The 22,933-nt window shown below is 42.4% G+C and carries 20 protein-coding genes and 1 pseudogene; 20 read left to right on the forward strand and 1 reads right to left on the reverse strand.

The window, feature by feature from the left end; translation table 11 throughout:
- Positions 1-567: 567 nt before the first annotated feature.
- The 20 genes and pseudogenes from ADF68_RS08490 (at position 568) to purB (ending at position 21,870) form a co-directional block, all read left to right on the forward strand.
- Positions 568-744: a class IIb bacteriocin, lactobin A/cerein 7B family gene (locus tag ADF68_RS08490; protein WP_049549431.1), complete on the forward strand. Its 177-nt coding sequence runs from the start codon at positions 568-570 to the stop codon at positions 742-744.
- A gap of 231 nt (positions 745-975) precedes the next feature.
- Positions 976-1,146, forward strand: coding sequence for a H354_08695 family bacteriocin-like peptide (locus ADF68_RS08495; RefSeq protein ID WP_000067700.1), 171 nt, complete (start codon positions 976-978; stop codon positions 1,144-1,146).
- Between the two features lie 39 nt (positions 1,147-1,185).
- Positions 1,186-1,374, forward strand: a complete 189-nt coding sequence (locus ADF68_RS08500) for a hypothetical protein (protein WP_049549432.1) — start codon at positions 1,186-1,188, stop codon at positions 1,372-1,374.
- A gap of 568 nt (positions 1,375-1,942) precedes the next feature.
- On the forward strand, positions 1,943-2,137 hold the full coding sequence (locus ADF68_RS11520) for a hypothetical protein (protein ID WP_049549464.1): 195 nt from the start codon (positions 1,943-1,945) through the stop codon (positions 2,135-2,137).
- A 167-nt stretch (positions 2,138-2,304) separates the two neighbouring features.
- The gene (comA, locus tag ADF68_RS08515) at positions 2,305-4,458 is read left to right on the forward strand and encodes a peptide cleavage/export ABC transporter ComA (RefSeq protein ID WP_049549433.1); all 2,154 of its coding nucleotides are present in this window, start codon (positions 2,305-2,307) and stop codon (positions 4,456-4,458) included.
- A gap of 12 nt (positions 4,459-4,470) precedes the next feature.
- A complete protein-coding gene (locus tag ADF68_RS08520; RefSeq protein ID WP_049549434.1) occupies positions 4,471-5,820 on the forward strand; it encodes a bacteriocin secretion accessory protein in 1,350 nt (449 codons plus the stop codon).
- Positions 5,821-5,989: 169 nt separating this feature from the next.
- The gene (gene purC, locus ADF68_RS08525) at positions 5,990-6,697 is read left to right on the forward strand and encodes a phosphoribosylaminoimidazolesuccinocarboxamide synthase (protein ID WP_049549435.1); all 708 of its coding nucleotides are present in this window, start codon (positions 5,990-5,992) and stop codon (positions 6,695-6,697) included.
- Positions 6,698-6,916: 219 nt separating this feature from the next.
- Positions 6,917-6,994: pseudogene (locus ADF68_RS11730) on the forward strand (phosphoribosylaminoimidazolesuccinocarboxamide synthase); the annotation flags it as partial.
- A gap of 63 nt (positions 6,995-7,057) precedes the next feature.
- Positions 7,058-10,783 carry a phosphoribosylformylglycinamidine synthase gene (locus ADF68_RS08530; protein ID WP_049549436.1) on the forward strand — a complete coding sequence of 1,242 codons (3,726 nt, stop codon included), beginning with the start codon at positions 7,058-7,060 and terminating at the stop codon, positions 10,781-10,783.
- Positions 10,784-10,952: 169 nt separating this feature from the next.
- Positions 10,953-12,395: an amidophosphoribosyltransferase gene (gene purF / locus ADF68_RS08535; RefSeq protein WP_049549437.1), complete on the forward strand. Its 1,443-nt coding sequence runs from the start codon at positions 10,953-10,955 to the stop codon at positions 12,393-12,395.
- 36 nt (positions 12,396-12,431) lie between these two features.
- Positions 12,432-13,454: a phosphoribosylformylglycinamidine cyclo-ligase gene (purM, locus tag ADF68_RS08540; protein WP_049549438.1), complete on the forward strand. Its 1,023-nt coding sequence runs from the start codon at positions 12,432-12,434 to the stop codon at positions 13,452-13,454.
- A complete protein-coding gene (gene purN, locus ADF68_RS08545; RefSeq protein ID WP_049549439.1) occupies positions 13,454-14,008 on the forward strand; it encodes a phosphoribosylglycinamide formyltransferase in 555 nt (184 codons plus the stop codon). Before purM ends, purN begins: the two co-directional genes overlap by 1 nt.
- Before the next feature lie 44 nt (positions 14,009-14,052).
- A complete protein-coding gene (locus tag ADF68_RS08550) occupies positions 14,053-14,517 on the forward strand; it encodes a GNAT family N-acetyltransferase (protein WP_049549440.1) in 465 nt (154 codons plus the stop codon).
- Position 14,518: 1 nt separating this feature from the next.
- Positions 14,519-16,066 carry a bifunctional phosphoribosylaminoimidazolecarboxamide formyltransferase/IMP cyclohydrolase gene (gene purH, locus ADF68_RS08555; protein WP_049549441.1) on the forward strand — a complete coding sequence of 516 codons (1,548 nt, stop codon included), beginning with the start codon at positions 14,519-14,521 and terminating at the stop codon, positions 16,064-16,066.
- 121 nt (positions 16,067-16,187) lie between these two features.
- Positions 16,188-17,453 carry a phosphoribosylamine--glycine ligase gene (gene purD, locus ADF68_RS08560; protein WP_049549442.1) on the forward strand — a complete coding sequence of 422 codons (1,266 nt, stop codon included), beginning with the start codon at positions 16,188-16,190 and terminating at the stop codon, positions 17,451-17,453.
- A 201-nt stretch (positions 17,454-17,654) separates the two neighbouring features.
- Positions 17,655-18,146, forward strand: a complete 492-nt coding sequence (gene purE, locus ADF68_RS08565; protein WP_049549443.1) for a 5-(carboxyamino)imidazole ribonucleotide mutase — start codon at positions 17,655-17,657, stop codon at positions 18,144-18,146.
- Positions 18,133-19,212 carry a 5-(carboxyamino)imidazole ribonucleotide synthase gene (gene purK, locus ADF68_RS08570; RefSeq protein ID WP_049549444.1) on the forward strand — a complete coding sequence of 360 codons (1,080 nt, stop codon included), beginning with the start codon at positions 18,133-18,135 and terminating at the stop codon, positions 19,210-19,212. The genes purE and purK overlap by 14 nt, the downstream gene beginning before the upstream one ends.
- 120 nt (positions 19,213-19,332) lie before the next feature.
- Entirely contained in the window at positions 19,333-20,283 is a 951-nt protein-coding gene (locus tag ADF68_RS08575) for a ketopantoate reductase family protein (RefSeq protein WP_049549445.1), read from the forward strand.
- 8 nt (positions 20,284-20,291) lie between these two features.
- A complete protein-coding gene (locus ADF68_RS08580; protein WP_049549446.1) occupies positions 20,292-20,519 on the forward strand; it encodes a hypothetical protein in 228 nt (75 codons plus the stop codon).
- Between the two features lie 55 nt (positions 20,520-20,574).
- Entirely contained in the window at positions 20,575-21,870 is a 1,296-nt protein-coding gene (gene purB / locus ADF68_RS08585) for an adenylosuccinate lyase (RefSeq protein WP_049549447.1), read from the forward strand.
- A 312-nt stretch (positions 21,871-22,182) separates the two neighbouring features.
- Here purB and ADF68_RS08590 read toward each other — a convergent pair whose 3' ends face one another.
- Entirely contained in the window at positions 22,183-22,899 is a 717-nt protein-coding gene (locus tag ADF68_RS08590; protein WP_049549448.1) for a GntR family transcriptional regulator, read from the reverse strand.
- Between the last annotated feature and the right edge of the window lie 34 nt (positions 22,900-22,933).

The following is a 22,933-nucleotide window of genomic DNA, read 5'->3' on the forward strand; positions in this document are numbered from 1 at the left end:
TATTGAATATGCCATAAGAAGATTATACCACATTATGTACTGTTTTAGGTTCATTTTACTATAAGATTTTGAAATTTTATAGTTGATACTCAATGAAAATCAAAGAGCAAACTAGGAAGCTAGCTGCAGGCTGTACTTGAGTACGGCAAGGTGAAGCTGACGTGGTTTGAAGAGATTTTCGAAGAGTATGAGTTTACGAATAAAGAGATGAGAACAAAAAAGGAGGATTGCTGATGTATGTGACAGGTCTTTATCCGTGGTTGATCAAGTGGTTTTTAAAATAAATTTGATTTAATTGTTTATTTTAAAATGATTTCTCGAATAGATAAGTGAGAAGAAAAGGAAGGAGATTGCTTCATGTTTATGCCAATCATGTATCCATGGTTAATTAAGTGGTTTTTAAAATAAATTTGATTTAGCTGTTTATTTTAAAATTATTTCTCGAATAGACAAGTGAGAAGAAGAGGAAGGAGATTAGGAATGATTATTTCAGTTATTTATCCAATTTGGCTTTTAAAATGGTTTAAAGGTTAGAAATCACAAATATAAAAATAAAGGAGAAAACAAATGACAAACTTTGACAAAATGGAACAGAACTTTGCAGCTCTTACGGAAGAAGAGCTAATGGAAGTGGATGGGGGAATTGCTTGGGAGGTAGTCTCTGTGGGAATTGCAATTGGTTGGGGGATTTACCAAGTTGGTGAAGCTGCTGGTAAAACGTTCTACTATATTACTCATCCATAGTTTTTGATAAATATGAGCAAGAAAACATTTTGGATTATACTACTCGTTATTACAATTGTGGTGACTGCCGTTGGTTTAGGATTATCTGCATATAATTACTATGTTTTTGATAGACCTTTTTTCAATAGTACTACTAAAGGACTGTTGTCTGCGTTTGTTATGAGTGTATTGATGATTATTATTGGTGTATTAAAAGAAAACTAATTTTTATTATTAAAATGGAGGATAAACATGTCGAATTTACAAACTATTGAACAAAATTATACTACGTTAAGTGATGTTGAACTGCAAGAAGTCAATGGTGGAGGAGTAGTACTTTTAATTGGTGGTGGTATTTTGTCTGTTGGACTATTAGCTTGGGGTGCGTATAATGGTTATCAGTCGGCATCACGAGGTGGGTAAAAAGCTAGTAAATTCTTTATAAGAAAGCAGGAGTCTGGTATGAAAAAATTTTTATTGGGATTTGCTGAAGGTTATTTTATAGTGTCAGTCATTATCTATATTGCAACGTATTTGATTTTGAAAAAACCGATCAATACCTTGTTTTATCCAGAAAACTATCCAATTCTGCTTGGTCTGTTTTATGTAGGATACAAGTATCAAACAAAAGGAAGTAAGATTGGGAATTGATGAACCATCAAAATGAAGTTTGAGATGAAAGTCGTTCAAGTGTTACAAAAAGCTTGGCTAGAGTTTACTGTATGTTGCAGTTCGATGGTTTATATCATTGTTAGAATAGTCGCTGATGTAAACAAAATAAATCTACCTACATGGTTTGAAAATTTTGACATGCCTACAATTTCACTATTCTTGATAGTATTTATTTTACTTTATAGAAGTGAAGAAAAATGAGATAAAGGTTGATAAAATGAATTTGAACTTTGTGGCTCCAGTATTAGGGCAATCTTGGGGAATGTTGGGGTGTTAAGCTGATGAACTGTAGTCTGATTTTAGTTAGAAAGATATTCGTATGTTTAAAAAAGAAGTGATATTATTAGGCTTGCTTCTACTAGTACGTATTGTACTTTCTATCATGCAAGTTTTAATAGACTATAAACTATTGCTAGGAAAGTATAGTGTAAATTTCATGGAACTTTCAGATTTATTCTCTTATCCCCTACTTTTTTAATCATTTACATAGCGATAAAATATCATGCTATCCAGAAAATAAGAGGTAAAGAAGATAATCAGGATGGAAATGAATAAGACTTTAAAAATCTTTCTAACGTTCCTTTTCTTATTTCTGATGAATATGTTTATTCTCAAGATACTGGCAACTCTGGGATTTCAGCTGACAATGAGTGAAAAGAATTATATTGTACCACCGCTGTTTTCGATTATCGTTTTGTACATGATTGACAAAGGAATTAGGAAGAAAAAGAAATCTTTATAAATATATATTTTAGGTAGGACGTTTGTTCTGCCTATTTTTATGTAGGAAAAAGTGCTGTTCAGGTGCAGTTATTGTTTTTTTAGAAATAATTTTCTTTTTGCTTCTTTGTTTGGATAAAATAATCTTACAAAGTTTTCTTTGGATATTGTTAGGAAAAGGAGTAGGATATGAAATTTGGGAAAAGGCATTATCGTCCTCAGGTGGATCAGATGGACTGCGGTGTAGCTTCATTAGCCATGGTCTTTGGTTATTATGGTAGTTATTATTCTCTGGCTCACTTGCGAGAGTTGGCCAAGACGACCATGGATGGGACTACGGCTTTAGGCTTAGTCAAGGTTGCTGAGGAGATAGGTTTTGAGACGCGAGCAATAAAGGCGGACATGACCTTGTTTGATTTGCCGAATGTAACTTTTCCTTTTGTGGCTCATGTGCTTAAGGAAGGGAAATTGCTCCATTATTATGTGGTGACTGGGCAGGACAAGAACAACATTCATATTGCTGATCCAGATCCTAGTGTTAAGCTGACCAAGATTTCTCGTGAGCGCTTTGCCAAGGAGTGGACAGGAATCACTATTTTTATGGCACCATCTCCGAGTTATCAGCCTCATAAGGAACAAAAAAATGGTCTGCTTTCCTTTATCCCTATATTAGTGAAACAGCGAGGTTTGATTGTTAATATCGTTTTGGCGACCCTCTTGGTGACCTTGATTAACATTGTGGGTTCTTATTATCTGCAGTCTATCATTGATACTTATGTACCAGATCAGATGCGCTCGACACTGGGGATTATTTCTATTGGGCTGGTTATTGTTTATATTCTCCAGCAAATCTTGTCCTACGCTCAGGAGTATCTCTTGCTTATTTTGGGGCAACGCTTGTCCATTGATGTGATTTTGTCCTATATCAAGCATGTTTTTCACCTGCCTATGTCCTTCTTTGCGACACGTCGTACAGGGGAAATCGTATCTCGTTTCACGGATGCGAATAGTATCATCGATGCTCTGGCTTCGACTATTCTGTCAATCTTTTTGGACGTATCTACTGTCTTGATTATTTCAGTAGTTCTATTTTCGCAGAATAGCAATCTCTTTTTCATGAGTTTACTAGCCCTTCCTATCTACACAGTGATTATCTTTGCTTTTATGAAGCCCTTTGAAAAGATGAATCGGGAAACTATGGAAGCCAATGCGGTTCTGTCTTCTTCTATCATTGAGGACATCAATGGCATTGAGACCATCAAGTCCTTAACTAGTGAAAGTTCACGCTACCAAAAGATTGACAAGGAATTTGTGGATTATCTGAAAAAATCCTTTACCTATAGTCGGGCAGAGAGTCAGCAAAAGGCTCTGAAAAAGGTTGCCCATCTCTTGCTCAATGTCGGTATTCTCTGGATGGGGGCTGTTCTGGTCATGGATGGCAAGATGAGTTTGGGGCAGTTGATTACCTATAATACCTTGCTTGTTTATTTTACAAATCCTTTGGAAAATATCATCAACCTGCAAACCAAGCTTCAGACAGCGCAGGTTGCCAATAACCGTCTGAATGAAGTTTATCTGGTTGCATCTGAGTTTGAGGAAAAGAAAACAGTCTCAGATTTGAGCTTGCTAGAAGGAGATATGACTTTCAAGCAGGTTCACTACAAATATGGCTATGGTCGAGATGTCTTGTCGGACATTAATCTAACCATTGCGCAAGGCTCTAAAGTGGCTTTTGTGGGGATTTCAGGGTCAGGTAAGACGACCTTGGCCAAGATGATGGTTGATTTTTACGACCCAAGTCAGGGAGAGATTAGTCTGGGTGGTGTCAATCTCAATCAGATTGATAAAAAGGCTCTGCGTCAGTACATCAACTATCTGCCTCAGCAGCCTTATGTTTTTAACGGAACGATTTTGGAGAATCTTCTCCTTGGAGCCAAGGAAGGGACGACTCAAGAGGATATCTTACGGGCGGTCGAATTGGCAGAGATTCGGGAGGACATTGAGCGCATGCCACTAAATTACCAGACGGAATTGACTTCGGATGGGGCAGGAATCTCAGGTGGTCAACGTCAGAGAATTGCTTTGGCGCGTGCTCTCTTGACAGATGCGCCGGTCTTGATTTTGGATGAGGCAACTAGTAGTTTGGATATTTTGACAGAGAAGCGAATTGTCGATAATCTTATGGCTTTAGACAAGACCTTGATTTTCATCGCCCATCGCTTGACCATTGCTGAGCGGACAGAGAAGGTGGTTGTTTTGGATCAGGGCAAGATTGTCGAAGAGGGTACACATATGGATTTACTGGCTCAGGGTGGATTTTACGCCCATCTAGTGAATAGTTAGAGAGGAGAAAAGATGCAATCAGAATTTTTAGAAAGTGCGGAGTTTTACAATCGTCGTTACCATAATTTTTCTAGTTATGTGATTTTTCCAAGTTTTATCTTATTTTTGTCCCTGATCGTTTTTTCAATCTTTGCACAAAAGGAGATAAGCTTGACAGCTGGAGCTACGGTAGAACCTGCTCGTATCATTGCTACCATTCAGTCTAGTAGTAATAGTAAGATTGTTGCGAATCATTTGGCTGAAAATAAGTTTGTCAAACAAGGAGATCTTCTCGTTCAATACCAAGAGGGAGCAGAAGCGATTCAGGCAGAAAATTATGCTAGTCAGTTGGAAATGCTCAAGGATCAGAAGCTTCAACTGGAGTATTTAAAAGCAAGCCTTCAAGCAGGAAGTGATCAATTTCCTGAAGCAGATAAATTTGGCTATCAGCATAGTTTTTTAGATTATCTAAATCAAGCTGCTAGTCTGCGAAGTCAGGTTGAGCAGCAAAATGCTAGTATATCATCTCAAAATGCAGCAGCTAGCCAAACCCAAGTCGAAATCGGGAACCTCATCAGTCAAACAGAGGCTAAAATTCGCGATTACCAGACAGCTAAGTCAGCTATTGAAACAGGTGCTTCCTTGGCCAGTCAGAATCTAGCCTACTCTCTCTATCAGTCCTACAAGTCTCAGGGCGAGGAAAATCCGCAATCTAAGGCACAAGCAGTTGCGCAAGTTGAAGCACAGCTTTCTCAGTTAGAATCCAGTCTCGCTACTTATCGAGTCCAGTATGCAGGTTCAGGAGCCCAGCAAGCTTATGCATATGGATTAGGAAGTCAGTTGGAGTCATTAAAATCTCAGCAACTAGCTAAGGTAGGTCAGGAATTAACGCTCTTGGATCAGAAAATTCTTGAAGTGGAGTCAGGTAAAAAGATTCAAGGAAATCTTTTAGAGAAGGGGAAAATTACAGCAACAGAAGATGGTGTTCTACATTTGAATCCTGAGCATAGTCGATCTACCATCATTCCAGAAGGAACGATCCTTGCTCACCTATTTCCGCAGTTGGCTAGAGAGAGGAAGGCAAAACTGACAGCTTATATCGGTTCTAAGGAAGTGGCTGATCTCAAGCATGGAAATGAGGTACGATTTACAACAGTAACAGATGCCAATAAGCAGCTAGTGTTGACATCCAAGATTACGAATATCGATACCAGTGCGACTCAGACAGAAAAGGGCAATTTCTTTAAATTAGAGGCAGAGACGGACTTGAGTGCTGAACAGGCAGAAAAGATTCGTTATGGACTTGAAGGTCGTTTAACCATGATTACAGGTAGGAAGAGTTTCTTACGCTACTATCTGGACCGTTTTTTGAAACAAGAATAAAGTTTCTATTTTTAACTCAAATCAATCTTAGAAAATCGCAAATGAAAATTCGTTTGCGATTTTTCTGTACTTTTTCAGATGTGATATCAATTATAGTTCGTAAAACATTTGATTTCTGCTTATTTTTGTGTTAGAATGAGGCCAAGTAATACGAAAGGCGAATAATAAAATGTCCAGTAAACTTATTTATACGGGAAAAGCTAAAGATATCTATACTACAGAAGACGAACATGTGATTAGGTCCGTTTATAAGGACCAGGCTACCATGCTGAATGGTGCTCGTAAAGAGACTATCGAAGGTAAAGGTGTGCTCAATAATCAGATTTCGTCTCTTATTTTTGAAAAATTGAATGCTGCGGGTGTAGCTACTCACTTTATCGAACGTATTTCTGACACAGAACAACTCAACAAGAAGGTTTCAATCATCCCTTTGGAGGTTGTGCTTCGTAACGTGACTGCGGGTTCTTTCTCAAAACGTTTCGGTGTTGAAGAAGGTTTGGATTTAGAAACTCCTATCGTTGAATTTTACTACAAGAACGATGAGTTGGACGATCCATTTATCAATGATGAGCATGTGAAGTTCTTGGATATTGCCAACGATGAGCAAATTGCTTATATCAAGGAAGAAACACGTCGCATCAATGGATTGCTGAAAAATTGGTTTGAACAAATTGGTCTGCGTTTGATTGACTTCAAATTGGAATTTGGTTTTGATAAGGATGGTAAGATCATCTTGGCAGATGAATTTTCACCAGATAACTGCCGCCTTTGGGATGCTGAAGGGCACCATATGGATAAGGATGTTTTCCGTAGGGATTTGGGCAGTCTAACGGATGTTTATAAGATTGTGTTAGAGAAGTTGAAAGACTTGAAATAAGTTGTTTGAAACGGAAAACCTTCGTCTTTCAAGTAAAAGGACTCAGGCTGAGAGTGGGACAGAAATCGGTAATTTGTTAGAATTCGATTTCGTCGTCCCACCTCCGCACAGTTGAGTAGGGCTGTAAAAGCTGATGAAATCAGCGTAGTAGAGCCCACTCAACCACTGCGTCTTGCTTTAAAATCCAACATCAAAAAGAGGGCTAGGACTTTTGTCCCAGACTCACTTCGTAGGGACTTAGGCAGTTTAACGGATGTTTATAAGGTTGTGTTGGAGAAATTGCAGGGCTTGAAGTAATCATTTTGGAACGGAACCCCTTCGTCTTCAATAGCCTGTTTGAATAGAAATAAAGGAACTAAAATGGATAAACGTATTTTCGTTGAGAAAAAAGCTGATTTTCGTGTCAAATCTGACTCTTTAGTAAAAGAGTTACAGCATAATCTTCAGTTGAAAACTTTAAATGATCTTCGTATTGTTCAGGTTTACGATGTTTTTAATTTAGCAGAGGATTTGTTTGCGCGTGCGGAAAAACATATCTTCTCTGAGCAAGTGACCGATACTGTTTTGGATGAAGCCGCGGTTAAGGCTGATCTTGAGAAGTATGCTTTCTTTGCTATCGAAAGTTTGCCTGGTCAATTTGACCAACGTGCAGCATCTTCACAAGAAGCTTTGCTGTTGCTAGGAAGTTCTAGTGAAGTGACAGTCAATACTGCCCAACTTTACTTAGTGAATAAAGATATCGATGCGACTGAACTAGAAGCTGTCAAGAACTACCTTCTCAATCCAGTTGATTCTCGTTTTAAGGACATCACGACAGGGATTGCCAAGCAAGAATTTTCAGAGTCAGACAAGACCATTCCCAAATTGACTTTCTTTGAAAGCTATACAGCGGAAGATTTTACGCGCTACAAGGCCGAGCAAGGGATGGCCATGGAAGTGGATGATTTGCTCTTTATCCAAGACTATTTCAAGTCAATCGAGCGCGTGCCGACTGAGACGGAACTCAAGGTTTTGGATACTTACTGGTCTGACCACTGCCGTCACACGACTTTCGAGACTGAGTTGAAGCACATCGATTTTTCAGCTTCTAAATTCCAAAAGCAATTGCAGTCAACCTATGACAAGTATATTGCCATGCGTGATGAGTTGGGGCGTTCTGAAAAACCGCAAACCTTGATGGATATGGCGACTATTTTCGGTCGTTATGAGCGTGCCAATGGACGTTTGGATGATATGGAAGTGTCAGACGAAATCAATGCTTGCTCAGTAGAAATCGAAGTGGACGTTGATGGTGTGAAAGAACCATGGCTCCTCATGTTTAAAAACGAAACCCACAATCACCCAACTGAGATTGAGCCATTTGGTGGGGCGGCTACTTGTATCGGTGGTGCTATTCGTGACCCATTATCAGGTCGCTCATATGTTTACCAAGCTATGCGTATCTCAGGTGCGGGTGATATTACAGCACCGATTTCGGAAACTCGTGCTGGTAAATTGCCACAACAGGTCATTTCTAAGACAGCGGCTCATGGTTATTCTTCATATGGTAACCAGATTGGGCTTGCGACGACCTACGTTCGTGAGTATTTCCACCCAGGTTTCGTTGCTAAGCGTATGGAGCTAGGTGCTGTTGTCGGTGCAGCTCCTAAGGGCAATGTTGTCCGTGAAAAACCGGAAGCGGGAGATGTGATTATTCTCCTTGGAGGTAAGACTGGACGTGATGGTGTCGGTGGTGCGACAGGCTCTTCTAAGGTTCAAACAGTTGAGTCCGTGGAAACTGCTGGAGCTGAAGTTCAAAAAGGGAATGCTATAGAAGAACGCAAGATTCAGCGTCTCTTCCGTAATGGTGAGGTCACTCGTCTCATCAAGAAGTCCAATGACTTTGGTGCTGGTGGTGTCTGTGTGGCTATCGGTGAATTGGCAGATGGTCTTGAAATTGATCTAGACAAAGTGCCATTGAAATACCAAGGTTTGAACGGTACAGAAATTGCCATCTCTGAATCTCAAGAGCGTATGGCTGTAGTGGTTCGTCCAGAAGATGTAGACTCCTTCATTGCAGCATGTAACAAAGAAAATATTGACGCTGTTGTCGTTGCGACAGTGACTGAAAAACCAAATCTTGTTATGCACTGGAATGGTGAAACGATTGTTGATTTGGAACGTCGTTTCCTTGATACAAACGGTGTACGTGTAGTTGTGGATGCTAAGGTGGTTGACAAGGATGTCAAGCTTCCAGAAGAACGCCAAACATCTGCCGAAACCCTTGAAGTAGATACGCTTGCAGTCTTGGCTGACCTTAACCATGCCAGTCAAAAAGGCTTGCAAACCATCTTTGATAGCTCAGTTGGTCGTTCAACAGTCAATCACCCACTTGGTGGTCGCTACCAAATTACACCAACTGAAGCTTCTGTACAGAAATTGCCAGTCCAACATGGCGTGACAACAACTGCCTCTGTTATGGCACAAGGGTTCAACCCATATATCGCAGAATGGTCTCCTTATCATGGTGCGGCTTATGCAGTCATCGAAGCAACTGCTCGTTTGGTTGCTGCTGGTGCAAACTGGTCTAAGGCTCGCTTCTCTTATCAAGAATATTTCGAGCGGATGGATAAACAAGCAGAGCGTTTTGGCCAACCAGTAGCTGCTCTTCTTGGATCCATTGAAGCTCAGATTCAACTTGGGTTGCCATCTATCGGTGGGAAGGACTCTATGTCTGGTACCTTTGAAGAATTGACAGTGCCACCAACCTTGGTTGCTTTTGGGGTAACAACTGCAGATAGCCGTAAGGTTCTTTCTCCAGAATTTAAAGTCGCTGGTGAAAATATCTATTACATCCCAGGTCAAGCTTTGGCCCAAGAAATTGACTTTGATCTTATCAAGTCTAACTTTGCTAAGTTTGAAGCCATCCAAGCTGATCACAAAGTGACAGCAGCATCAGCTGTCAAATATGGTGGTGTGGTTGAAAGTTTGGCTCTTGCTACCTTTGGGAACCATATCGGTGCAGAGGTAATCTTGCCTGAACTTGAAAGTTCTTTGACAGCTCAATTAGGCGGATTTGTCTTCGCCTCTCCTGAAGAAATTGCTGGAGTAGAGAAGATTGGACAAACAAAAGCAGACTTTACACTGACTGTAAACGGTGTGAAGCTAGATGGACAGAAACTTGACAGTGCCTTCCAAGGAAAACTGGAAGAAGTTTACCCAACAGAGTTTGCTCAAGCCAAAGAACTGGCTGAAGTACCAGCTGTGGTATCAGATGTTGTGATTAAATCCAAAGAAAAGGTTGCAAAACCTGTGGTTTACATCCCAGTCTTCCCAGGAACTAACTCAGAATATGACTCAGCTAAGGCTTTCGAAAAAGAAGGTGCAGAGGTCAACTTAGTGCCATTTGTGACCTTGAATGAAGAAGCCATTGTCAATTCAGTTGAAACTATGGTTGACAACATCGGCAAGGCTAACATTCTCTTCTTTGCAGGTGGTTTCTCAGCTGCGGACGAGCCAGATGGTTCCGCTAAGTTTATCGTCAACATCCTTCTCAATGAAAAAGTCCGTGTGGCTATTGATAGCTTTATCGTCCGTGGTGGCTTGATTATCGGTATCTGTAATGGATTCCAGGCCTTGGTTAAATCAGGTCTTCTTCCATACGGAAATTTCGAGGATGCTAATAGTACTAGTCCAACCCTCTTCTACAATGATGCCAATCAACACGTGGCCAAGATGGTGGAAACCCGTATTGCCAATACCAACTCACCATGGTTAGCTGGTGTGCAAGTAGGCGATATCCACGCTATTCCTGTTTCGCACGGTGAAGGGAAGTTTGTCGTGACGGCTGAGGAATTTGCTGAGCTCCGTGACAATGGACAAATCTTCAGCCAATATGTTGACTTTAACGGCAAACCAAGTATGGATTCTAAGTACAATCCGAATGGTTCTGTCCATGCCATAGAAGGAATTACCAGCAAGAACGGCCAAATCATCGGTAAGATGGGACACTCAGAACGTTTTGAAGACGGACTCTTCCAAAATATTCCAGGAAATAAAGATCAATATCTCTTTGCATCAGCTGTGAAATACTTTACTGGGAAATAAGATTTGCAGATTTTCTAACTAGATAACTATCAGTAAATGTAAAATCAAGTAGATCTAACTTGCTATAATTGCAAATGATTTATTGTTGCGAGTGAAACGAGCTTCTGCCGTATCATTCCGCTCTAGTATCGTTAAGGAATGATACACAAATAAAAATTAGGTATATAGAATGACATACGAAGTAAAATCTCTTAATGAAGAATGTGGTGTTTTTGGTATCTGGGGTCACCCAGACGCTGCCAAATTGACCTATTTTGGACTCCATAGTCTTCAGCACCGTGGTCAGGAGGGGGCAGGAATCCTCTCCAATGACCAAGGGAAATTGAAGCGTCATCGTGATATGGGGCTTTTATCAGAAGTCTTTAAAAATCCTGCGAATTTGGATAAATTGGCAGGAACTGGAGCGATTGGGCACGTGCGTTATGCGACTGCGGGAGAAGCTTCTGTAGACAATATCCAACCTTTCCTCTTCCGCTTTCACGACATGCAGTTTGGTTTGGCTCATAATGGGAATCTGACCAATGCAGAATCGCTCAAGCAAGAATTGGAACAAAGAGGAGCGATTTTCAGCTCAACCTCTGACTCTGAAATTTTGGCTCACCTTATTCGCCGTAGCCACAATCCAAACCTGATGGGTAAAATCAAGGAAGCACTCAGTCTTGTTAAAGGTGGTTTTGCTTATCTCTTGATGTTTGAGGACAAGTTAATTGCAGCGCTTGATCCAAACGGCTTCCGTCCTCTGTCAATCGGGAAAATGACGAATGGAGCAGTAGTGGTTTCATCTGAGACCTGTGCCTTTGAAGTAATCGGTGCTGAGTGGATTCGTGATGTGAAGCCAGGCGAGATTGTCATTATTGATGACAATGGCATCCAGTATGACAGCTATACAAACGATACTCAGTTGGCTATCTGTTCCATGGAGTATATTTACTTTGCCCGTCCTGACTCGAATATCCATGGTGTCAATGTCCATACGGCTCGTAAGAGAATGGGAGCTCAACTGGCACGTGAGTTCAAGCACGAAGCTGATATTGTAGTTGGGGTACCAAATTCCTCACTCAGCGCAGCGATGGGCTTTGCCGAAGAATCAGGTCTGCCAAATGAAATGGGTCTCATCAAGAACCAATATACGCAACGGACCTTTATCCAGCCGACTCAAGAATTGCGCGAGCAAGGAGTTCGTATGAAACTGTCTGCTGTTTCTGGTGTCGTGAGAGGCAAACGTGTGGTCATGATCGATGACTCGATTGTACGAGGCACGACATCTCGTCGTATCGTAAAATTGCTGAAAGAAGCAGGTGCTACAGAAGTTCATGTGGCGATTGCTAGCCCAGCTCTGGCTTATCCATGTTTCTATGGAATTGATATTCAGAGTCGTGAGGAATTGATTGCGGCCAATCATACCGTTGAGGAAACTTGCCAAATCATTGGTGCGGATAGTCTGACCTATCTTTCGATTGATGGCTTGATTGATTCTATCGGCATCGAAACAGATGCGCCAAATGGCGGCCTCTGTGTGGCTTACTTTGATGGGAAATATCCAACTCCTCTCTATGATTATGAAGAAGAATATCGTAGAAGTTTGGAAGAAAAAACGAGTTTTTACAAATAAAATTCCCCATTGAAGGAAAGGAAAAGGAAAAAACAAATGACAAATAAAAATGCATACGCTCAATCAGGTGTGGACGTTGAAGCGGGTTATGAGGTTGTTGAACGCATCAAAAAACACGTGGCACGTACAGAGCGTGCGGGTGTTATGGGAGCTCTTGGTGGTTTTGGTGGCATGTTCGACCTTTCAAAAACAGGTGTTAAAGAGCCTGTTTTGATCTCAGGTACAGATGGTGTTGGTACTAAGCTGATGCTAGCTATCAAGTATGACAAACACGATACCATCGGTCAAGACTGTGTGGCTATGTGTGTCAATGATATCATTGCTGCAGGTGCTGAGCCCCTTTACTTCCTTGACTACGTCGCAACTGGTAAAAATGAACCAGCTAAGCTTGAACAAGTGGTTGCTGGTGTGGCTGAAGGTTGTGTACAATCAGGTGCGGCCCTCATCGGTGGGGAAACTGCTGAAATGCCTGGTATGTATGGCGAAGACGACTATGACTTGGCTGGATTTGCTGTTGGTGTTGCAGAAAAATCTCAAATCATCGACGGTTCAAAAGTGACAGCAGGGGATGTGATTCTGGGGCTTGCTTCAAGCGGTATCCACTCAAATGGTTACTCACTTGTTCGTCGTGTCTTTGCGGACTATACAGGTGAAGAAGTCCTCCCAGAATTGGAAGGCAAGAAACTCAGGGAGGTTCTTTTGGAGCCAACTCGTATCTACGTTAAAGCTGTTTTGCCACTCATCAAAGAAGAATTGGTTAACGGTATTGCCCACATCACAGGTGGTGGTTTCATCGAAAATGTGCCACGTATGTTCTCAGATGATTTGGCTGCTGAAATTGACGAAAGCAAAGTACCAGTCCTTCCAATTTTCAAAGCCCTTGAAAAATATGGCCAAATCAAACACGAAGAAATGTTTGAAATCTTCAACATGGGTATTGGTCTCATGCTTGCAGTTAAACCAGAACATGTTGAACGTGTCAAAGAACTTCTCGACGAACCTGTTTATGAAATCGGTCGTATTGTGAAGAAAGATGGCGCAAGTGTGGTGATTAAATAATGGTTAAAAGGATTGCGGTATTTGCCTCTGGCAACGGCTCAAACTTTCAGGTGATTGCGGAACAATTTCCAGTAGAATTTGTCTTTTCAGATCACCGGGATGCCTACGTTTTAGAACGCGCCGAAAAACTAGGGGTTTTATCTTATGCCTTTGAACTTAAAGAGTTTGAGAATAAGGCAGACTATGAAGAAGCCATCGTCGAACTTTTGGATGAACACAAGATTGACTTAGTTTGTCTCGCAGGCTATATGAAAATCGTTGGCCCAACTTTACTAGCAGCTTATGAAGGTCGTATCATCAATATTCACCCAGCTTTTCTCCCTGAATTTCCAGGCGCTCATGGTATTGAGGATGCTTGGAATGCAGGTGTGGACCAGTCTGGCGTGACTATTCACTGGGTGGATTCGGGTGTGGATACAGGAAAGGTCATCAAACAAGTCCGTGTGCCATTCCTTGAAGGGGATACCCTTGATACTTTCGAGACTCGCATCCACGAAACAGAGTACAAACTCTATCCAGAAGTCTTGGATAGTTTAGGGGTGGGGAGAATATAAGAAGTAAATCAAGTTTTGATTTTGCAATATTGCTGGGAGAAAAAATGATTGAGATAAAATTAGTAGATGAGAGCAGTTATCAGGCAGTGCTGGATTTGAAAATATCTGAAGCTGATGAACGAGCACGTTTCGTGTCTCCAAATGTACGCTCTTTAGCTGACGCATGGCTCTACCGAGAGAATGGGGATGTGTTTCCAATGGCAATCTATTGGAATAAGCTTGTAGTTGGTTTTCTCCTGTTGGAAATAGATAAGGATGAAGCGGAATACTTTATCTGGAGGATAATGATTGGTCGGCAGTACCAAGGAAGAGGTTATGGTCGTAAAGCCTTGGAAGTTCTAATCAAAGAGGCCCAGATGGATAGAGTCTGCAGTCATATTGTTGCAGATTATGTGGTTGGAAATGAAAAAATGAAGCACCTGTTGACTAGTTTGGGTTTTCAGGAAGCAGGATTTATAGAAGAAAATAACGAAGTCGCTATGCGCTTGGACTTAAAGAAAGAGGAATAGAATGACGAAAAAAGCCTTAATCAGTGTCTCAGATAAAGCGGGCATTGTTGAATTTGCCCAAGAACTCAAGAAACTTGGTTGGGATATCATCTCAACAGGTGGGACCAAGGTTGCCCTTGACAATGCTGGTGTTGACACCATTGCTATCGATGATGTGACTGGTTTCCCAGAAATGATGGACGGTCGTGTCAAGACTCTCCATCCAAATATTCACGGTGGGCTTCTCGCTCGTCGTGATTTGGATAGTCACCTAGAAGCAGCTAAGGACAATCAGATCGAATTGATCGACCTTGTTGTGGTCAATCTCTACCCCTTTAAGGAAACCATTCTCAAACCAGACGTAACTTACGCTGATGCTGTGGAGAACATCGATATCGGCGGTCCATCCATGCTTCGTTCGGCAGCTAAAAACCACGCTAGCGTGACCGTTGTTGTAGACCCTGTTGACTATGCTGTTGTTCTTGACGAATTGGCAGCAAACGGCGAAACCTCTTATGAAACTCGCCAACGTTTGGCAGCCAAAGTATTCCGCCACACAGCGGCTTATGACGCCTTGATTGCAGAATACTTCACAGCTCAAGTGGGTGAAAGCAAGCCTGAAAAACTCACTTTGACTTATGACCTCAAGCAACCAATGCGTTACGGTGAGAACCCTCAACAAGACGCAGACTTCTACCAAAAAGCCTTGCCAACAGACTACTCTATTGCATCTGCTAAACAGCTTAACGGTAAGGAATTATCCTTCAACAATATCCGTGATGCTGATGCTGCTATCCGTATCATCCGTGACTTCAAAGAACGTCCAACCGTTGTGGCTTTGAAACACATGAACCCATGTGGAATCGGTCAAGCTGACGATATCGAAACAGCTTGGGACTACGCTTATGAGTCTGACCCAGTGTCTATCTTTGGTGGAATCGTCGTTCTTAACCGTGAGGTAGATGCTGCGACAGCTGAGAAGATGCACGGCGTTTTCCTTGAAATCATCATCGCACCAAGCTATACGGATGAAGCGCTAGCCATTTTGACCAACAAAAAGAAAAACTTGCGCATTCTTGCCTTGCCATTTGACGCACAAGATGCCAGTGAAGCAGAAGCAGAATACACTGGTGTTGTTGGTGGTCTCCTCGTTCAAAACCAAGACGTTGTGAAAGAAAGTCAGGCTGACTGGCAAGTTGTTACCAAACGCCAACCAACTGAGACAGAAGCGACAGCCCTTGAGTTCGCATGGAAAGCTATTAAATACGTCAAATCAAACGGTATCATCGTAACTAACGACCACATGACATTGGGTGTTGGTCCTGGTCAAACCAATCGTGTGGCTTCAGTTCGTATTGCTATTGACCAAGCTAAAGACCGTCTTGACGGTGCTGTTCTTGCTTCAGATGCCTTCTTCCCATTTGCGGATAACGTGGAAGAAATCGCCAAAGCAGGCATCAAGGCCATCATCCAGCCAGGGGGCTCAGTCCGTGACCAAGAGTCTATCGAAGCTGCTGATAAATACGGCTTGACTATGGTCTTCACAGGCGTGAGACATTTTAGACATTAAGAAAATAAAAGGGAAGAAAACAGTTTCTTTCCTTTTTTCGCTTTAAAAGCGAAACGAAACAAGATTAAAACGAACGTTTATGGTATAATATTAGTAAATAATTCGCAAAAGAGGTTGAAAGATGAAGCTGTTAGTTGTCGGCTCGGGTGGTCGTGAACATGCCATTGCTAAGAAGTTGCTTGAGTCAAAAGACGTTGAAAAAGTTTTTGTAGCTCCTGGAAATGACGGAATGACTTTGGATGGTCTGGAATTGGTAAATATCTCTATTTCCGAACATTTTAAGTTGATTGACTTTGCAAAAGCCAACGATATAGCTTGGTCCTTTATCGGTCCAGATGATGCCCTTGCTGCTGGAATCGTGGATGATTTTAACCAAGCTGGGCTTAAGGCCTTTGGTCCGACAAGATTGGCGGCTGAGTTGGAGTGGTCTAAGGATTTTGCCAAGGAAATCATGGTCAAATACGGCGTTCCGACAGCAGCCTATGGCACATTCTCGGACTTTGAGGAAGCCAAGGCCTATATCGAAAAGCAGGGTGCGCCTATCGTAGTCAAGGCGGATGGCTTGGCGCTTGGGAAGGGTGTCGTCGTTGCGGAGACGGTTGAGCAAGCAGTCGAAGCAGCTCACGAGATGCTTTTGGACAATAAATTTGGTGACTCAGGTGCGCGTGTGGTTATTGAGGAATTCCTTGAAGGAGAGGAATTTTCACTCTTTGCCTTTGTCAATGGGGACAAATTCTACATCATGCCAACGGCTCAGGACCATAAACGTGCCTACGATAGCGATAAGGGGCCTAACACTGGTGGGATGGGTGCCTATGCACCAGTTCCTCACTTGCCACAGAGCGTGGTGGACACAGCAGTGGAGACTATTGTCAAGCCAGTTCTTGAAGGGATGATCAAAGAAGGTCGTCCGTATCTTGGTGTCCTTTACGCAGGGCTTATTCTGACAGCTGATGGACCTAAGGTCATCGAGTTCAACGCTCGTTTTGGAGATCCTGAAACGCAAATCATCTTGCTTCGTTTAACATCTGACTTTGCACAAAATATTACGGATATCATCGATGGCAAGGAGCCAAACATCACCTGGACGGACAAGGGTGTGACTCTGGGTGTGGTTGTCGCATCCAACGGTTATCCGTTAGACTATGAAAAAGGTGTCAAGTTGCCATCCAAGACAGAAGGCGACATTATCACCTATTATGCAGGGGCTAAGTTTGCGGAAAATAGCAGAGCACTGCTATCAAACGGTGGACGTGTCTACATGCTCGTCACCACAGCAGACACCGTTAAAGAAACCCAAAACACTATCTATCAAGAACTCGCTCAACAAAAAACAGAAGGCCTTTTTTACCGAACCGATATCGGAAGCAAGGCCATAAAAGATTAACAGCTACTAAATTTGTCATGGCGAGCGAAAGCGAGCCAAAGTACGATAATGGTCGCCGTGGTGAAAAGACCAGAACAATTTCTGTTCTGGTCTAGGGAAACTTTGAGACCTTAGGCTCAAAGTTTAGGAATGAAACCGAAGGTTTGCTTCCGTCCCTACCACCTAAGACCATTATCAAAAAAGAAGAAAAAAGGAAAAATTATGACTAAACCAATTATTTCCATCATCATGGGCTCAAAATCCGACTGGGCAACCATGAAAAAAACAGCAGAAGTCCTAGACCGCTTCGGTGTAGCCTACGAGAAGAAGGTTGTATCTGCCCACCGCACACCAGACCTCATGTTCAAGCATGCCGAAGAAGCGCGTAGTCGTGGTATCAAGGTCATCATCGCAGGTGCTGGAGGCGCAGCCCACTTGCCAGGAATGGTAGCTGCCAAAACAACTCTTCCAGTCATCGGCGTGCCAGTCAAATCTCGTGCCCTTAGTGGCATGGATTCACTTTACTCTATCGTGCAGATGCCGGGTGGAGTACCTGTTGCGACCATGGCTATCGGTGAAGCAGGAGCGACAAACGCTGCCCTCTTTGCCCTCCGTCTCCTTTCAGTAGAAGATCAGGCTATCGCGACAGCATTGGCAGATTTTGCAGAAGAGCAAGGAAAAATCGCAGAGGAGTCGACAAATGAGCTCATCTAAAACAATCGGAATTATAGGTGGCGGCCAGCTGGGTCAGATGATGGCCATTTCTGCTATCTATATGGGGCACAAGGTCATTGCGCTGGATCCTGCTGCGGATTGCCCAGCCTCTCGCGTGGCGGAAATCATCGTGGCGCCTTATAACGATGTAGACGCTCTCCATCAGTTGGCTGAGCGTTGCGATGTCCTCACCTATGAGTTTGAAAATGTCGATGCCGACGGTTTGGATGCTGTCATCAAGGATGGACAACTCCCTCAAGGGACAGACCTGCTTCGCATTTCCCAAAATCGGATTTTTGAAAAGGACTTTCTCTCAAACAAGGCTCAAGTCACTGTAGCACCTTACAAGGTTGTGACCTCAAGCCAAGATTTAGCAAATATGGACCTATCGAAAAACTATGTCCTCAAGACTGCGACTGGTGGCTATGATGGCCATGGACAAAAGGTCATTCGCTCAGCAGCAGATTTGGCAGAAGCCTATGCGCTAGCTGACTCAGCAGACTGCGTTTTGGAAGAATTTGTCAACTTTGATCTTGAAATTTCTGTTATCGTTTCTGGGAATGGCAAGGACGTGACAGTTTTCCCGGTTCAGGAAAATATCCACCGCAACAATATCCTGTCTAAGACCATCGTGCCAGCCCGCATTTCGGATCGTTTGGCAGAGAAAACCAAGGCTATGGCAGTGCGAATCGCAGAACAACTGAACCTCTCTGGGACCCTTTGCGTGGAAATGTTTGCGACAGCTGATGACATCATTGTCAATGAGATTGCCCCACGCCCACATAACTCTGGCCACTATTCAATCGAAGCCTGCGACTTCTCCCAGTTTGACACCCATATTCTTGGTGTTCTCGGAGCACCATTGCCAGCCATCCACCTCCATGCTCCAGCTGTTATGCTCAATGTCCTCGGCCAACACGTCGAGGTTGCTGAAAAATATGTGACAGAAAATCCAAGCGCCCACCTCCACATGTATGGTAAAATAGAAGCAAAGCACAACCGCAAAATGGGACATGTGACTTTGTTTAGTGATGCGCCGGATAGTGTGGAAGAGTTTGGGGAGTAAGACAGGACCCTAATTACAATGTCCGTTGTCTTACCCCTGCAAGGTTGACTAGGTTTGTCGTAGCTGATAAAGTCAGCAAGAGAAGCCAGTCAACTACTGCTGAAAGGGATTGATTTTTAAGTGGAAATAGCGATTTTAGGACTTGGAGTTATCGGGACTACTTATGCTTATGCTTTTCAAAAAGCAGGTCATCAAGTGGAACACGTACTTAGAGATAGTAAGAAAAACAATGCTCCCAAGGAGTTGTTGGTTGATCTGCTAGATGGCCGTTATCATTCCAAAGGTGAGAACAAACACGACACCTATGAGGTTCGTGTGGCAGAAGTTGATTCGGAATATGATTTTATTTTTCTCAGTGTGCGCCATGGGTTTGTCAAAGAAGCTGTGGAGACCTTGCGAAAAAATAATATCAAAGGCACTCTCGTTTTCTTCTGCAATTTCTGGGATACTCAAAAAGAGGTCCAAGAGTGGGCAGGGGATTACGACTATATTCTGGCCTTTCCGACAGCGGGCGGTCACATGCAAGAGGACCATTTGGATGGTGTCTTGTTTGATCATTTAATGCTAGAAGGTGAGCAAAAAGCACACATTTCTAACTATGGTGATCTGACGACTTTACTGACTTCTGCAGATTTGAAGTGGGAAGTGCCTCATGATATGGTCGAGTGGATTTGGATTCACATGGCGATTAATGCAGGTGTCACTTCGACAGCTGCGCGTTCGGGGAATTTGGAAAATCCAGAACAGCTGGCTCTGAACTTGATGAATAGTTCTTCGGAATTATCATTGGCCATCAAGGCCATTCGAGAGGCTTTGAAAGTCGTAGAAGCGCGTGGTGTAAATTTGAAGCTTTATAAAGCTGAACTCTTACCTTACAAAATTCCCGCTTGGATTGCAGGAAAAGCCATGAAAATCATGTTTGCGAAAAATGAGCTGACCCGAAAAATTATGACCTTGCACAATGATAAGCAGGACATCTTCTACTGTTGTCAAAGTGTTTATCAGACCGGTCAGGAGTTAGGTGTGAAGATGCCTATTCTGGAAGCAAATATGAAGGGTCTTTCGATTTAGGAGGTTTTATGATTCAACTCATTGTCAACGCATTTGTTGAAAAAGAGAAGACCGGAGCAGTCGTCGAAGTCTTGTATGCTAGTAGCGATCATGAAAAAGTGAAAGCTAAGTATGAAGAGCTGACTGCTCAGTATCCTGATAACTATTTAGCTATCTATGATCTACCGCTTGATACGGATTTGAATACACTCAATCATTATCCATCTGTGTGGATTGGGAAAGAAGAATTTGAATAAAGTGATTGCCGTTTGCTAACTGATGTGAAACATCAAAAGAAAGGAAAATAAAACAATGATCGAACGTTACTCTCGCCCTGAGATGGCGAACATTTGGAGTGAAGAAAATAAATACCGTGCTTGGCTTGAGGTGGAAATCTTGGCTGACGAGGCATGGGCTGAGTTGGGGGAAATCCCTAAGGAAGATGTGGCTTTGATTCGCGAGAAAGCGGACTTTGACATCGACCGTATTTTGGAGATTGAGCAAGAGACTCGTCACGATGTGGTTGCCTTTACACGTGCGGTTTCTGAAACGCTTGGCGAAGAGCGCAAGTGGGTTCACTATGGTTTGACTTCTACCGACGTGGTGGATACGGCCTACGGTTACCTCTACAAGCAGGCCAACGACATCATCCGTCGTGACCTTGAAAACTTTACCAACATCATCGCTGACAAGGCTAAGGAGCACAAGTTCACTATTATGATGGGGCGTACCCATGGTGTTCACGCTGAGCCGACAACCTTTGGTCTTAAATTGGCGACTTGGTACAGTGAAATGAAGCGCAATATCGAGCGTTTCGAGCATGCGGCTGCTGGTGTTGAAGCTGGTAAGATCTCTGGTGCGGTTGGAAACTTCGCCAACATCCCACCATTTGTAGAGGAATACGTCTGCGAAAAGCTGGGTATCCGTGCTCAAGAAATCTCTACACAGGTCCTTCCTCGTGACCTTCACGCTGAGTACTTTGCGGTTCTTGCTAGTATCGCGACTTCTATCGAGCGTATGGCAACGGAGATCCGTGGTCTCCAAAAGTCTGAGCAACGCGAAGTGGAAGAGTTCTTTGCTAAGGGCCAAAAAGGGTCTTCAGCTATGCCTCACAAACGCAATCCTATCGGTTCTGAAAATATGACTGGGCTTGCGCGTGTTATCCGTGGCCATATGATTACAGCCTATGAAAACGTTGCTCTCTGGCACGAACGCGACATTTCCCATTCATCAGCTGAGCGCATCATCACACCGGATACAACCATTTTGATTGACTACATGCTCAACCGTTTTGGAAATATTGTCAAAAACTTGACAGTCTTCCCAGAAAACATGATCCGCAACATGAACTCGACTTTTGGTCTTATCTTTAGTCAGCGGGCTATGTTGACCTTGATTGAAAAAGGCATGACCCGTGAGCAAGCCTATGACTTGGTGCAACCAAAAACAGCTTACTCTTGGGACAATCAAGTAGACTTCAAACCCCTTCTCGAAGCAGATCCAGAGGTGACATCACGCCTCACACAAGAAGAAATCAACGCAATCTTCAACCCTCTTTATTACACTAAACGAGTGGATGATATCTTTGAACGTCTTGGTTTAGGATAATTAGAATAAAAATCAAATTTCTATTACTCCATTTATAGGAGTAGCAGAACTTCGATTTTTCTTGTTTATTAAAGCTTTTTTGCTAAAAAGATTCCCAATATTTTAGTAAAATTTAAAACAAATTTATACTCAATGAAAATCAAAGAGCAAACTAGGAAGCTAGCCGCAGGCCGTACTTGAGTACGGTAAGGCGACGCTGATGTGGTTTGAATTAGTATTAATCGATCTTCATTGACATATAGAAAATACAGTTTTGATTGGATATAATAAGCATTGAAAAAGCCCAAGCGATGAGGCTCAGACTTTTAATGTTTAGTGATCGCGATCACATGAGATAAATTTAATCTTATAGAAATCAGAACGTTTGTAAGTTTCAATGTATTCCAACACTTGGCCGGTTGACTCAAGTTTAGTTGTCTTGGTTTGGAGAACAGTTGGGAATTGAGCGTCGATTCCTAGGATAGAAGCAGCATGTTCTGGAGTTGGAAATACAATTTCATTGATTTCTTCAAAATGCTCGTCATTCATGTGAATGTGGTAGTCCAATTTGAAACGATTATAGATAGAACTATAGTATTCAAGATTTGGATAATTTGCATTGATGTATTGTTCAGGGATATAAGATGTGTGGTAGATATAAGTAATACCGTTAGATTCACGGATACGTTCGATTTTGTAATAAAATTGATCGCCACGCAATCCCAATTTTTCTAAGTAGTTAAGATCGTTACCGCGTTCAATAGAAAGAACAGTGACTTTATCGTCCTTGGTTTCAAAAATTTCTACATCAGAAAATTCTACGAGTTTGTGCTTGCGAGCTCGAGCCACAAAGGTTCCCTTACCTTGTTGACGGACAATATAACCGTCTTTAGCAAGGTCGTTTAAGGCGCGAACAACAGTGATTGAACTTACGTCATACATTGCAATCAACTCTGCTTCAGTGTAGAACTTGTCGCCACTTGCAAATTGACCTGAAATGATTTTGTTTTTTAATTCATCTTTGATATATTGATACTTTGGAATTGCCATATTTTCACCTCATTTTTTCCTTCTTCATCTTCGA

The sequence above is a fragment of the Streptococcus pseudopneumoniae genome, from assembly GCF_001068775.1.
Taxonomy (GTDB): Bacteria; Bacillota; Bacilli; order Lactobacillales; family Streptococcaceae; genus Streptococcus; species Streptococcus pseudopneumoniae_N.

Bases quoted from the DNA above. Each gene is read 5' to 3' on its own strand.
- ADF68_RS08490 (WP_049549431.1), top strand. From the start codon at position 568: ATGACAAACTTTGACAAAATGGAACAGAACTTTGCAGCTCTTACGGAA.
- ADF68_RS08495 (WP_000067700.1), top strand. From the start codon at position 976: ATGTCGAATTTACAAACTATTGAACAAAATTATACTACGTTAAGTGAT.
- ADF68_RS08500 (WP_049549432.1), top strand. From the start codon at position 1,186: ATGAAAAAATTTTTATTGGGATTTGCTGAAGGTTATTTTATAGTGTCA.
- ADF68_RS11520 (WP_049549464.1), top strand. From the start codon at position 1,943: ATGAATAAGACTTTAAAAATCTTTCTAACGTTCCTTTTCTTATTTCTG.
- comA (WP_049549433.1), top strand. From the start codon at position 2,305: ATGAAATTTGGGAAAAGGCATTATCGTCCTCAGGTGGATCAGATGGAC.
- ADF68_RS08520 (WP_049549434.1), top strand. From the start codon at position 4,471: ATGCAATCAGAATTTTTAGAAAGTGCGGAGTTTTACAATCGTCGTTAC.
- purC (WP_049549435.1), top strand. From the start codon at position 5,990: ATGTCCAGTAAACTTATTTATACGGGAAAAGCTAAAGATATCTATACT.
- ADF68_RS08530 (WP_049549436.1), top strand. From the start codon at position 7,058: ATGGATAAACGTATTTTCGTTGAGAAAAAAGCTGATTTTCGTGTCAAA.
- purF (WP_049549437.1), top strand. From the start codon at position 10,953: ATGACATACGAAGTAAAATCTCTTAATGAAGAATGTGGTGTTTTTGGT.
- purM (WP_049549438.1), top strand. From the start codon at position 12,432: ATGACAAATAAAAATGCATACGCTCAATCAGGTGTGGACGTTGAAGCG.
- purN (WP_049549439.1), top strand. From the start codon at position 13,454: ATGGTTAAAAGGATTGCGGTATTTGCCTCTGGCAACGGCTCAAACTTT.
- ADF68_RS08550 (WP_049549440.1), top strand. From the start codon at position 14,053: ATGATTGAGATAAAATTAGTAGATGAGAGCAGTTATCAGGCAGTGCTG.
- purH (WP_049549441.1), top strand. From the start codon at position 14,519: ATGACGAAAAAAGCCTTAATCAGTGTCTCAGATAAAGCGGGCATTGTT.
- purD (WP_049549442.1), top strand. From the start codon at position 16,188: ATGAAGCTGTTAGTTGTCGGCTCGGGTGGTCGTGAACATGCCATTGCT.
- purE (WP_049549443.1), top strand. From the start codon at position 17,655: ATGACTAAACCAATTATTTCCATCATCATGGGCTCAAAATCCGACTGG.
- purK (WP_049549444.1), top strand. From the start codon at position 18,133: ATGAGCTCATCTAAAACAATCGGAATTATAGGTGGCGGCCAGCTGGGT.
- ADF68_RS08580 (WP_049549446.1), top strand. From the start codon at position 20,292: ATGATTCAACTCATTGTCAACGCATTTGTTGAAAAAGAGAAGACCGGA.
- purB (WP_049549447.1), top strand. From the start codon at position 20,575: ATGATCGAACGTTACTCTCGCCCTGAGATGGCGAACATTTGGAGTGAA.
- ADF68_RS08590 (WP_049549448.1), bottom strand. From the start codon at position 22,899: ATGGCAATTCCAAAGTATCAATATATCAAAGATGAATTAAAAAACAAA.